The sequence below is a fragment of the Sphingobacterium sp. SGR-19 genome, from assembly GCF_011043555.1.
Taxonomy (GTDB): Bacteria; Bacteroidota; Bacteroidia; order Sphingobacteriales; family Sphingobacteriaceae; genus Sphingobacterium.
This window is the reverse complement of record NZ_JAAKGS010000001.1, coordinates 580503-592536: the sequence shown is the minus strand read 5'-3', so window position 1 is coordinate 592536 and position 12034 is coordinate 580503. Positions and strand designations below refer to the sequence as shown.

Annotated in this window: 14 protein-coding genes; 6 read left to right on the top strand and 8 right to left on the bottom strand. The window is 38.9% G+C overall.

The features are described 5' to 3' along the window. Positions 1 to 9 precede the first annotated feature (9 nt). From G5B43_RS02615 to G5B43_RS02600, 4 genes are all read right to left on the bottom strand, one after another. A complete protein-coding gene (locus tag G5B43_RS02615) occupies positions 10 to 2262 on the bottom strand; it encodes an ATP-binding cassette domain-containing protein (protein ID WP_165293145.1) in 2253 nt (750 codons plus the stop codon). A 214-nt stretch (positions 2263 to 2476) separates the two neighbouring features. Continuing rightward, the gene (locus tag G5B43_RS02610) at positions 2477 to 4030 is read right to left on the bottom strand and encodes a Fic family protein (protein WP_165293144.1); all 1554 of its coding nucleotides are present in this window, start codon (positions 4028 to 4030) and stop codon (positions 2477 to 2479) included. Positions 4031 to 4755: 725 nt separating this feature from the next. Further along, a complete protein-coding gene (locus tag G5B43_RS02605) occupies positions 4756 to 5001 on the bottom strand; it encodes a DUF2798 domain-containing protein (protein WP_165293143.1) in 246 nt (81 codons plus the stop codon). After that, the gene (locus G5B43_RS02600) at positions 4988 to 5755 is read right to left on the bottom strand and encodes a hypothetical protein (RefSeq protein ID WP_165293142.1); all 768 of its coding nucleotides are present in this window, start codon (positions 5753 to 5755) and stop codon (positions 4988 to 4990) included. The genes G5B43_RS02605 and G5B43_RS02600 overlap by 14 nt, the downstream gene beginning before the upstream one ends. 152 nt (positions 5756 to 5907) lie before the next feature. Here G5B43_RS02600 and G5B43_RS02595 point away from each other — a divergent pair, with 152 nt between their 5' ends. The 3 genes from G5B43_RS02595 (at position 5908) to G5B43_RS02585 (ending at position 7574) form a co-directional block, all read left to right on the top strand. After that, positions 5908 to 6288 carry a winged helix-turn-helix transcriptional regulator gene (locus G5B43_RS02595; RefSeq protein ID WP_165293141.1) on the top strand — a complete coding sequence of 127 codons (381 nt, stop codon included), beginning with the start codon at positions 5908 to 5910 and terminating at the stop codon, positions 6286 to 6288. Positions 6289 to 6334: 46 nt separating this feature from the next. Then, complete coding sequence (locus G5B43_RS02590; RefSeq protein ID WP_165293140.1) at positions 6335 to 6853, top strand: GNAT family N-acetyltransferase; 519 nt, start codon at positions 6335 to 6337, stop codon at positions 6851 to 6853. A 184-nt stretch (positions 6854 to 7037) separates the two neighbouring features. Next, entirely contained in the window at positions 7038 to 7574 is a 537-nt protein-coding gene (locus G5B43_RS02585; RefSeq protein WP_165293139.1) for an ATP-binding protein, read from the top strand. Here the strand turns inward: G5B43_RS02585 and G5B43_RS19670 are convergent. From G5B43_RS19670 to G5B43_RS19240, 3 genes are all read right to left on the bottom strand, one after another. Further along, positions 7499 to 7804 (bottom strand): FAD-binding oxidoreductase, encoded by a 306-nt coding sequence (locus tag G5B43_RS19670; protein WP_410528475.1) that lies wholly within the window; start codon positions 7802 to 7804, stop codon positions 7499 to 7501. The genes G5B43_RS02585 and G5B43_RS19670 overlap by 76 nt on opposite strands. Before the next feature lie 157 nt (positions 7805 to 7961). Continuing rightward, the gene (locus G5B43_RS02575; protein ID WP_206367202.1) at positions 7962 to 8543 is read right to left on the bottom strand and encodes a helix-turn-helix domain-containing protein; all 582 of its coding nucleotides are present in this window, start codon (positions 8541 to 8543) and stop codon (positions 7962 to 7964) included. Next, positions 8544 to 8819, bottom strand: coding sequence for a hypothetical protein (locus G5B43_RS19240; protein ID WP_206367201.1), 276 nt, complete (start codon positions 8817 to 8819; stop codon positions 8544 to 8546). Between the two features lie 144 nt (positions 8820 to 8963). Between G5B43_RS19240 and G5B43_RS02570 the strand changes: the two genes are divergently transcribed. From G5B43_RS02570 to G5B43_RS02560, 3 genes are all read left to right on the top strand, one after another. Further along, a complete protein-coding gene (locus tag G5B43_RS02570; RefSeq protein ID WP_165293137.1) occupies positions 8964 to 9395 on the top strand; it encodes a hypothetical protein in 432 nt (143 codons plus the stop codon). A 27-nt stretch (positions 9396 to 9422) separates the two neighbouring features. Next, positions 9423 to 9617 (top strand): hypothetical protein, encoded by a 195-nt coding sequence (locus G5B43_RS02565; protein WP_165293136.1) that lies wholly within the window; start codon positions 9423 to 9425, stop codon positions 9615 to 9617. 61 nt (positions 9618 to 9678) lie between these two features. Further along, positions 9679 to 10659 carry a S41 family peptidase gene (locus G5B43_RS02560; protein ID WP_165293135.1) on the top strand — a complete coding sequence of 327 codons (981 nt, stop codon included), beginning with the start codon at positions 9679 to 9681 and terminating at the stop codon, positions 10657 to 10659. A 47-nt stretch (positions 10660 to 10706) separates the two neighbouring features. Here the strand turns inward: G5B43_RS02560 and G5B43_RS02555 are convergent, their stop codons facing one another. Further along, the gene (locus G5B43_RS02555) at positions 10707 to 12011 is read right to left on the bottom strand and encodes a hypothetical protein (RefSeq protein WP_165293134.1); all 1305 of its coding nucleotides are present in this window, start codon (positions 12009 to 12011) and stop codon (positions 10707 to 10709) included. Between the last annotated feature and the right edge of the window lie 23 nt (positions 12012 to 12034).

The window sequence follows — 12034 nt, the reverse complement described above, 5'->3', positions numbered from 1 at the left end:
CTATGCAGATTATAAATTAATATGCCGCCGTAAACAGTCGGCTGTAACGGAATTAGGATCTTTCAATAAATCTGAAACATTCCCAGAAAATACAACCTCACCACCATATTTACCTGCTCCTGGCCCGATATCTATTATCCAATCGGCTTGAGCAATTACATCGAGATTATGCTCAATAACGATGAGTGTATTATTGTTGTCAACCAGACAATCCATAAAATTTAATAGCTTTTCGGTGTCGCTTGGATGTAAACCTGTGCTTGGTTCATCAAGAACGATTATTTTATTGGAGTTCTTCAGTTCTTTGGTTAATTTCAATCGTTGTCTTTCGCCACCGGAAAAACTACTCAGCCTTTGCCCCAATGTAAGATACCCTAAACCTAACTGGAGCAACGTATCAAAAGATTGCTGATAGCGTTTATCAGGAAAAAAATCAATGGCTTCTTCTACGGTCATATCCATGATGTCAACGATATTTTTGTTGTTGTATTGATAGGTTAAAACCTGCGGTTTGAAACCAGATCCTCCGCAGACTTCGCAGGGTTGGTCAATATCATCCATAAATGCGAGGTCGATTTTTACAACGCCAATTCCTTTACAGTTTTCGCAAGCTCCTTCACTATTTCTACTAAAAAACCGGTCGGATACTTGGTTTACCGTTGAAAGCAGTTTTCTTATAGCATCGGACAACCCCAGATAGGTGAGTAGATTGGAGCGTATGCTTGCAGCAAATAGCGATTGGTCAATTATCGTGGTTTCTGGATAAAATTTAGGTAGTAATTTGCTGATCAATGTACTTTTTCCTGAACCTGCAACTCCCGTAACGACTGTCATTACCTTCTTCGGAATCACTGTATCTATATTTTTTAAATTATACAGATTAGCGTTTTGGATCTGTAAATATCCTTTAGCAAACCTTGGATTTTTCTTGATTTTAGGTGTTTTTGCAAAGTATACACCGGTTTTTCCTGTTGAATGTTTCAATTGGTCAAATGTACCCTCATAGATAACTTCTCCACCTTTCTTTCCTGATTGAGGTCCCATGTCAATAACCCAGTCAGCAATCTTGATTAAATCAGGATCGTGTTCAACAATTAAGACCGTATTGCCTTTATCCCGTATTTGCTTAATGATTGAAGAAATATTCTGCAAATCCTTTGGATGGAGTCCGATACTGGGTTCGTCAAAAATATAGAGTAAATCGGTAAGGCTGTTTCCAAGGTTCCTCACCATTTTTATGCGCTGACTTTCCCCACCCGACAAGGTGTCTGTCCTTCTATCCAATGTCAAATATTGTAAGCCTATCTGAACGATGTTTTGAAGTTTCTTTTTTAGTTCGTCGAGAATTATCGCAAAGGACGACGAATGCAAAGAACCAATAAATTCCAAGAGCTCGTCTACCGAAAGAGATGCACAGTCGGCAATGTTTTTTCCATTTATTTTACAGGATAAAATTTTGTCATCCAACCTTTGTCCATTACATAGAGGACAAGTTTTGGTGATAACAATATTTTTTAAAACTTCTTTTCGACTAATAATTTCCTTTGACTGTTTCTTTAGAAATGCTTTTTCAATTCGAGGGATTATACCCTCATACTTGACCGTTTTTCCCCACTCTTTATTAGGGTTCTTCGGTTTGTGTTCGGTAGCGTTCAAAAGTATATTCCATTCCTCCTTCGTATAATCTTCAAGTTTTTTGTCATTGTCAAAATAACCTGATAACGTATATCTCGTTAAGCGCCACCCACCGGGTTGAAAAGTCGGAAACATTATCGCACCCTCGTTTAAAGACTTATGCTTGTCTATGAGGGTGTCTATACGGACGGTTTGAACAAAACCTAGCCCTTCACACTCTTTACACATTCCTAAAGGGTTATTAAATGAAAAGACATTTGAATAGCCTACGAATGGGCTTCCCATACGAGAAAAAAGTAACCTTAAAGACGCATACACATCGGTGGCTGTTCCGACGGTCGACCTCGCATTTCCTCCTAATCTCTTTTGGTTAATAATAATAGGAACATTTAAGTTGTCAATTTTATCCACGTCTGGGATGCCAATGTGCTGCAGGCGGTTTCGGATAAAGCTCCCCTGTGTTTCGTTGAATTGTCTTTGTGCTTCAGCGCCTATTGTCTCAAATACTAATGACGATTTACCCGAACCGGACACACCTGTAAATACGGTTATCTTATTTTTGGGTATCTGTAAAGAGATATTTTTCAGGTTATTTTGACGTGCATTTGTGACGCGAATGTGTTTCATATTTGTTGACTATTGAACATAACTAACAATAAATGTTCCGTTATAAGGATGAAAGTACACTTTGCTTCTGTGTGGCAGTATCCGCGAAAGCTTTTTTGTACGTCAACGTTGGCTTTACCCGTAGCCTGATGGCGGAGATCAACTGGAATGCCAGGTTCCTGAGGAATAGACATCACTTTTAACAACTGGTGTTTCATTTTTTGATGTTTGTTCCTTAACTGGATTTAATGCCAAAAATTTCCTGATATTTATGCTCTATCTGTGTAGCTTCATCAGCGCTTAATTCTTGAAATTCTTTGTTCTTCGCCCGTTCGGAAAATTTTCCGTTTCCCTGTTCTAAGAAACGCACCGCCAAGGCCACCATTTTATCGGGCATTTCAAACACGTTGTCTAAATAGTCTTTCATCTGATCATATTTTTCCAGATAGTCAACCTCTTCGGGGAAGGTTTGCTCAATGGTTTGCATGACACAGCTGTATAGAAACTCTGCTTGTTTAGTAGCATCAAAATACCGGTATAGGTCAATTGTTTCATTGAGAATATGCACATTGTTCTTGCCGTCTGGACGCCACTCTACAAAATCCAGCCTTGGTATGGAAAACGCTTCTAGCGTTCGGCGGTATTCATCCAAACGTTCCAGTATAATGGATGACACCGGAAATATCATACCTTTTGGAACATACTCCTTTCGTAGCAGTACATGGTGCATGAGGTAACGGTGTATTCTTCCGTTGCCATCCACAAAGGGGTGGATAAATACAAACCCAAACGCGATCATAGCAGCGGCCAAAACTGCATCAAATTCCGCTTCCTGTTCTAGTTTGTCTCCTGTTAAGATCAATCCGTTCACCAGTTGCTGCACATCTTTCCATTTCGCAGAAATATGATCGGGAATAGGTGTTCCGTAAAGACGGTCGTGTTCGCCAACAAACCCTTCCTGCTCACGATAACCCATTTTGGTAAAGCGCGGATTGTCGATTACAACCTGTTGCAGGCGGATCAGCTCATCGGTGCCTATCGGTTTTTGTCCGGCCTGTCCAATCGCCCTTCCCCAACGCTGTGCTCTGTTCTGCGGTGGCTTTTCTCCTTCTATGGCATAGGATGCCTTCGAATCTTTCAACAACAGAAAGGCGGCTGTTCTGGCCATGATATCCGGATGAATCCGCCCCATAATCGTCTGGATACGTTCAGGTAAATCCGCATGGATAAACTCGTCAAGTACAGCTGTTCTTCGAATCATCGGACAAAAGTCCTTAGTTCCGGGCAGGTTGTTACGCACCCGGTGTCTTTTCGAGTTTTCCATTGTTCGGACAACTCCATATTGGATACTGGTATCGACCACTTCGACGTAGTTACCCGTAGTCAGATCGGGCAAATTTAGCTGCCTGTCCATCAGCCATTCATAAAGGAACCATATCTTTCTGCTGTATTGCCCCGTACGTTCCCTTGCAATAACTTTGGTAAGCTCATGCTCAGGGACTTTTTCAAAGAGCTTCTTTAAAAGTCCTAGTTCTACGCCTTCATATTTAAGGGCAAAAGTTAAGTGCCCCATGAGTGTATCTTCCGGTTGGTGACGTGGCGTGAAGATACGCCACTGCGGCGTTGTATAGTGCTTATGCTTATGGCTTATGATGCTCAGCACATCCGGTAGCGGTAATTGCAGATCAAAGGCATTAAGTAGAGCCGCATATCCGGCCAGATACCCCTCTTCGGGAGCAGACCGTCCATGAAAAACGGTTATATTTTGTGAAAAATAATTATTTTTCATATCTTCTTATGAATTTTAATTAATACAAATTTATGAAAAATAATTGTATAAAATGAAAAACGGTTATAAAACTGAGGTTTTTGTGATTTTCTATTATAGATGGATAAAGTCGTAATTTGAGGTAAGCATTCAAAAAAAGCATGAACTTCGATATCTGGCAGTTTGCAAAATCGTTTTTTCGTAAAGACAACTTCGAGTTTCTCGAACAACTGGGAAACCAAGAAATGAGCTCGTGGAATATGAGATTAGAGACGATAATAATACTTCAGCAAGCTTACTGCTGTAATGGAAATACGATCTTTCAACAAGTCTGAAATATTTCCAGAAAACACAACCTCACCACCATATTTACCTGCTCCTGGCCCGATATCTATTATCCAATCGGCTTGAGCAATTACATCTAGATTATGCTCAATAACGATGAGTGTATTATTTCTTCTGGAAAGGATTCCTCGTGGAAAGCAAGGATATTAGACTACCATAAGGCAATTTGTGTCGTGCTACAGATGTTTTTTCACTGGCATGCATTTTATTGAAAGATACAGACTCATCTTTTGTAAGGAATTCAGCCATCCATACGTATGATACAAGTTGCTATGTCAAATAAAAGTAAAGAAAAAGAACACACATTTACTTACAAATAGCACTAAAAATAATTGCCAAATAGTTGTGGTAGCTAAAAAAAAGAGTTCCCGAAAAGATACATATTTTCAGGAACACTTTTTTTATGATTGTACTTTTCTATCTAAAAGCTTGCTTGTAATTCTATTAGCAAGAGGCAATAGAACTATTACGCAAGCATAAACAACAGGAATTGAAATAAGCCATGATTTAAAAAGCTCATTAATCCAATTTTTCGTTAAAACTTCTTTAGTAATACTTGATAAAAAGGACATTAAAAACGTTGTCGGCAGAACCACAAAAAGCGTACTAATTATTCTGTAACGTCTATCTTCCTTAGAATTTACCATTATCATTTTTTTGTTTTTCGGGTTCAGGTATTTTTTCAACGACATCCCAATGTTCTATAATTTTATCTTCTTCAACTCTATACAAATCGTAAAAGGCAACATGATCTCCTTTAAAAGTACCATCACTTAACACCAAGACAAAGTTTCCCTCTCCAAGCACTTTATGTATTTTATTGTAAATTTGCGGTTTACCCTCGATACTCCATTGTTGCAACACATTAAGAAATTCGTGTACTCCATCGTCCATATGTGGATTATGTTGAATCAATTCGTCTCCATTAAAATAATTTGAAATCAACTCGATTTGTCCATTAATAAGGACTTTTTGAACAAACTCTTCAACAAGTGCTTTGTTAACCTCCGTTTTATGATGATCTTTTGCCTTAGTCTTTCCGTCGGTCATTGTCCTTCCGCTTTTATTCAGCTTTTTCGGATTTGTTTGAAGATTATCCCAATGTTCAACACTTATTCCGTTTTCAAAACGGTGTATATCAAAAGCGACGGTGGGTTCAAAAAGGAAATAGTCTACGTGAACAAATCCATAATCACCGTCTTGAAACTTACGGACTACATTTGTGTAAACTTTATCCATGGGCATTTGATCATGCAAGTCCAAAATTGCTTGTAAGCCCGTTGCTACATTTGGATTGTGTTGTTTATAGGAGGTAGGACTGATCAACCCTATTTCCGCCAAAGTTTCAGTTTCAATGCTATTTTGTATAGCTTCAGCTTTGTCTCTATTTGAGAATTCCATTTTTTTTAATTTTAGTGATTAATTATGAGCAAATGTACTTACGTTATACACGTGAAAAAATAAGTGAAAAAATATTGTTATAGGGATAATATTATCCCTATGGTACTGAATAAGAAATATGTTGTAAATTTATTCCATTAAGTAGTATAGATATGTACGAGAAAAAAATACCGAAAGATTTTAGTTGTGGCATGACCATTACTTTTGAGGTTATTGGAGGTAAATGGAAGCCCTGCTTAATTGATTCTATCAACCAAGGAATACGAAGACCGAGTGAACTCGCAAAGAAACATCCGCTCGCGAGCAAAAGAGTTTTGAACTTACAACTTAAAGAGTTGGAGGCATATGGTGTTGTTAGAAAAGTTATTTATCCGGTACTTCCTCCCAAGGCTGAATATTTTTTAACTGAAGTAGGCGAATCGCTTTTACCCCTTGTTGATATGATGGAAAACTGGGGGAGTGATTTTATGAATGATTTTTATAAGAGACAAGAGAATATAAACTCTGACACTATTATTGCAAATAGAAGGTAACTCAAACGAAAGTGATTTAGGCTCAACAGTATAGTAGTAACACATTATGGAAATAGTAAATAGTACGAAAAACGATATACCGGAAATATTTAAACTTTATAAATTAGCCACCTCTGTGCAGCGTGAAAAGTTTCCTGAAAACCAATGGCCACAATTTGATGAAGCATTAATAGAAGAGGAAGTAATTGATAATCGACAATTTAAACTGTTGATTGATGGAAAAATTGCCTGCATTTGGGCAATTACATACAGCGACCCGGAAATCTGGAAAAATGACGATGGAGTATCTTCTCTTTATATTCATAGAATAGCCACAAACCCGAATTTTAGAGGTAATAATTTCGTAAAGATCATCGTGGATTGGTCAAAAGATTTCGCCAAAGACAAAAAATATATCCGTATGGATACTTGTGGTGAAAATAAAGGGTTGATTCAACATTACCAAAATTGTGGTTTTAATTTTTTAGGTATTGAAAAGCTGAAAGACTTTGCGAATCTTCCTTCTCATTACCACAATGCAGATGTTTGTTATTTTGAGATTAAATTAGATAAACAAAGATTTTAAGTAAATTAAAACAACAAAAGTTAATGACTGAACAGGAACAAAATCAATTAAATCAATATCTATTTGGTTTGGCTAAAAAGGCTATCTCTTTTTTGAGGAATCAAGAAAATTGTTAAGAGAATAATTCAGCGCATCGGGTGCAGAATCGGATCTTTATTTTATGCGCTTGGGAGAGGTTTTGAATATGATGCTGGAGATTGAACTGCCGTTATTGCGCCAAATTGACCTAGCCTATGTGGCTAAAATTAAACAGCTGTTAACGGTTATTGCAGAATCAGTACCTTTTATCCCTAACGTGAGTAAATTGAGCGAAAAGATTGGGATTAATAGAAGTACGCTATTGTCTTATTTGCATTATTTGGATGAAATTGAATTAACACGTAATCTCTTCAGATCTAGCGAAGGAATTAGCCTACTACAAAAACCATCTAAAATCTATCTGGAAAACACGAACCTCCTATATTTGCTGGCGCAGGAGAATGCCAATCGGGGAAATTTGCGTGAAACCTTTTTTGCGAATCAAGTGGGGTACGCTTACGAACTCAATTACGCGGAACAAGGAGATTTTACGGTGAATAATCAATATACCTTTGAAATAGGTGGGAAAGATAAGACAGAAAAGCAAGTCAAAGGGCTGGATAATGCCTATATCGTGTCAGATGATATAACGCACGGTTTCCACCACAAAATTCCTTTATGGTTATTTGGTTTTCTGTACTGATTCTCGTACGGGGTATTCCTTTTATTCCATGAATAGTCGCTCCCGCAACCTTTTCCATGCAGATGGACGATAAGTTCTAAATTGTCCTTTTCCTCGTTTATCTGCGCGACGCTATATCGTCTGGCGTCGGTATCGCTTACTCGGACATCAAAGAAAGCACCGACTGGAAAGGCTAGATTTTTAAAGTCGCCTTTCAATTGAATTTGTTTGACAGACGGCGACAGATACATTGTTTTACCAATTTCTACAAAAGGGATCTTGGGTATAAATAGATCCAGTGTATCGAAAACCCATTTTGGAGCACTTGGCATATTATTTCATTTTGTTAGCCACAAAGGACGAAGCTTTGGACAAAAGGAAAAAGGACGGAAAAGTGCAATTATTGGATTATTCGCGGTTTGTTCTTCGGAAAGTCACGGCAGTCATTCCAGTTACCGTGGTGAATAAACGGGAAAAGTAAGGGTAATCATCGTAACCTAATTCTGCGGCGATTTCCTTAACCGATTTGTCGGAATGATAAAGCAAACGCTTGGCTTCCAAAATTACGCGTTGCTGAATGTGGTGCGAAACGGATTTTCCGGTGATGTTTTTCACACATTCATTGAGGTAGGAAACGGAAATATGCAAATTCTCCGCAAAAGCAGATGGGCGTTTCATCGTTAGGAAATGTTGCTCCAATGACCGTAAAAAATCATGGGTAATACGCTCAAATCGCGAAAGGGATTCGGAAGGCTTTGTCGTTTTTACGTATAAGGAAATGAAAAGGCCGACTAAGGCGTTGCAACTATCTTTTAGGGACGAAACGTAAAGTTTGTCTGCCGTTCTTTCGTATAGATTTCTACACAGATCGAATGTTTGCTGGATGAGAGCGAGATCCTCATCGTTTACAGACAGCGGCTTTAACGGCCCGATAGCCTGTAAATTTTTGAGATAATCCGAATGTATATGTTCGTTGTTGATAACGAGCATTTACATTTCGACATGTTCTACTTTCAAAGCGCGGTGTACTTGGTTTGGCGATTGATATAGAATGGTAGGTTGGGTAATCAGGTATTGCTCAAAATCGATTTCGGTGTGCGTAATGCCTTTTTTCTGCAGTACAAAAAAATGGTAATCGTGCCGATGTGCATGCATCGTTTCATCATCCGCCAAAAAAGAATCTGCTGATACTTTTGCAACAGCAATACCATTGCGGTATTCCTTGGGCAATGTTCTTACGGGAATGTCGTTTTTGTTTCTTTTCATGGTAATCTGAAAAAAAATCTAACCTCGCTGTTCAAAAGACTGTCCTGGGCTATCATCAAATCGCCCGGCTGACTGACGCGCAACAAAGGATTATTTTTTATAACTTTCGGTGCGAAATTGCGAAATGTATTTTAAAATCATTGTATGAACACGATACGGCTATACTTGATACTTGCATGTCTTTGTTTATTGATCACTGCATGTGAGAAAAAAGATTGTTTTACGCCTCCCGAACCGGTCGTTTTTGAGTTCGTGGATACCGAAGGAAATAACTTGGTTACTACCGGTCAGCTCCATAAAGACAACTTCGAGTTTCGCGAAGAATTGGGAAACCACGAAAATGAGCTGGTGGAGTACGGGATTAGGGAAGATGATCGTATCAGTCTTCCTAAAGTGGGCTGGTCTGATGGGGTTATACAATACAAATTTTTGTCGACCATAAAATCGTTCTCATTCTTGATAAAGGCCACGAAAAATAAAGGCTGCGGAGGTACAACCATCGAACAGGTAACCTTGGATGACGTGGAGTATGAGCAGAAGGAGGGTTATATTCTGGTAATTTTAGAACGCGAATAAAGCCTAGCATAACAAAATCATTATAACATGGAATTTAGCGCAAATAACCCGGTGGTTAAGCTATGTATACAGGGCATGCATCTGGAGGAGACAGGTAATTATGAAGATGCACTTGCCCTTTTTCTACAAGCTTGGGAGGAGGCAACAGACGATGCTGAAAAATTTACGTCGGCACATCATATTGCCCGTCGGCAAAATTATAAAACGACCAATAGCGTCTAAACGGTTTTTTTGTAATGCTCCTTTTATAATCTTAAGTATCTTTGTGGTATAATAGCAAGTTATGATCATTAAATTAATCGCGCCGCTCGTCGTATTGACCTTATGGTTTCAAAACACGAATGGGCAAATTTTAACAAAAAACGACATTAAGTTAATCACCGATCAAATCGAAAATCTGATCAATGAACATTATGTCTTTCAGGAGAATAAAAAGCGAATTGTATCAGGATTCCAGCAGAAAGTAAAAAGTGGCAAATATAATGCAATAACAAGTCCCGATAGTCTCGCGGGGATACTTTCAAACGATTTGAGATCGATCAGTAATGATGGACATTTATATGTACGATATTTAAGCAATAACGATACTGCTAAAAAGGATGTAAAAGATTGGGAGAAACAGGAATTGGAGCAGGAAATCCGTTCGAATTACGGTTTTCGGGAAGTGCAGATATTAGAAAACAATACAGGTTATATAAAAATTACGGAGTTTATGCATCCGCAGCGTGCCATGCAAACGGCTGTAGCTGCAATGAAACTCGTAGAAAGTACAGATGCCCTTATTATCGACTTGCGAGGAAATGGCGGTGGTTATCCAGGCATTATGGAATACATTCTGAATCACTATTTTGATGGGCCGCCCACATTGCTGTCAACAACTTTTTTCGGTGATAGTACGTTGCACCCCGCTCCGAAGTACACCTCCGACCTGATTTACGGGAAGCTCAGGTTAGGAACGCCGTTATGCATTCTGATTGATAAAAATACAGCTTCTGCAGCCGAATATTTCGCTTATACATTGCAAGCGCATAAAAAGGCCGTTGTGGTGGGAGAGACATCAGCAGGAGCTGCCAATATGAATTCGTTCTTTCCACTGCCTCATAATCTTCGCATTTCCATCTCTACTGCGTCTCCTGTCAATGAAATTACAAAAACCAACTGGGAGCAAAGAGGCGTTCAACCTGATTATCCAGTGAATGCGGAAGATGCTAAAGATAAAAGTATGGAAATAATAGCGTCTGGTCTATTTTGTTTATCAGAGTAAACAATTTTTAAGAATATTGTTTACTCTGATAAGCAATTATCGACCTCTTAGGTTCTCCCATCATTTATTTTTAAAACCACCATCGTTGCCAGTGTATCGTCAAATTTATCGATGTATACGATATTCGGATATAAAGAAGGCGATACAAAATCAAGAACCCTATCGAGGTTTGCATTGGCTTCTCTAGCCAGATCCAAGATACTGGACGAACAGGTGACTGCTTGCGATGTAGACTGGGTAAGTGTCCAGGAGAGCAAGAAATAGCTATCGCTATGCGCCTTCATTTTATCAACTTGATCGTTGATCATTTTAGAAAGATCATTCGTATTGGCATAACTATTATATACATTAAACTCTTTTGTCGTATAAAACCCTTTTCTGTAATACGCGCCAAGCTTGTCGCTATCCACACCTTCGACCACGATGATAACCTTACTGCCGTCGCTCAAAAAATCGTTTAATTTGACTTGGGTAAGATCGGGTTTATCAGAAAACAGCAAGTTATTGATGCCAGCTAACTGTTGGAATAACGTGGCCCATTCTTCATCATTAAATTTTCGATAACTGGCATTGCCGACATCTGTATTAAGGGTGTGGGAAAGGTTAAGAATGACAATTTCCTTCCTACCTTCTGTAAAGCTGTTGACCTCCCTGATTATATCGGATATGGACTCACCATTAGCCCCTTGCCAGGTAGCATCTATAATCTTGCTGTAATGCCCGGTCATGTACTTCCCTGCAGCGATAACAGGGCGGATATCGAAATAGCGAGCGCCATTGGCCAACTGTTCGCCCACGGAGCCAGTCTGCGTTAGTGTATTGCAGTCCCGCCCGAACGCCGTTCCACCATTTCGTGTATACATCCCAGCATCATGCGATCCCGGGATCAAAATATCTTTAAGTGGAAGACCCCCTATACGACTTAAAGTCTGCTCCATCCACCTAGAAGGATCTATCAACATGTAATCTCCAGATGAACCGTACAAGGCAAAAGGCATAGTCCCATCGTGATCCCATCCTAAGTCTATGGTCTTGTTTAGAAGATTTCCATTGCTTGGTATATTAACCAAGTTTACATAGACATCCCTATCGTGCTTATAACTTGCACCGAACTCAAGATAGCAGCTTGGATTGGTGGAGGTATCTGAACCAAATTTGTACTTTACTTCACCGGCATCATCATGCTCGTTCTTAAAGATATTTTCACAAAATTCTACATAGACCTTCACAACTGAACCTGACTTAATTTTGTCAGGAAAGCCCCAGCCGTCCATCTGATATTGATGGTTGTGAAAACAGACCCAATCTTGATCTGTTTGATTTTTAATTAAAATGTGACTTCCTTGTCCCATAACATATAAGTTTTGAAATTAAA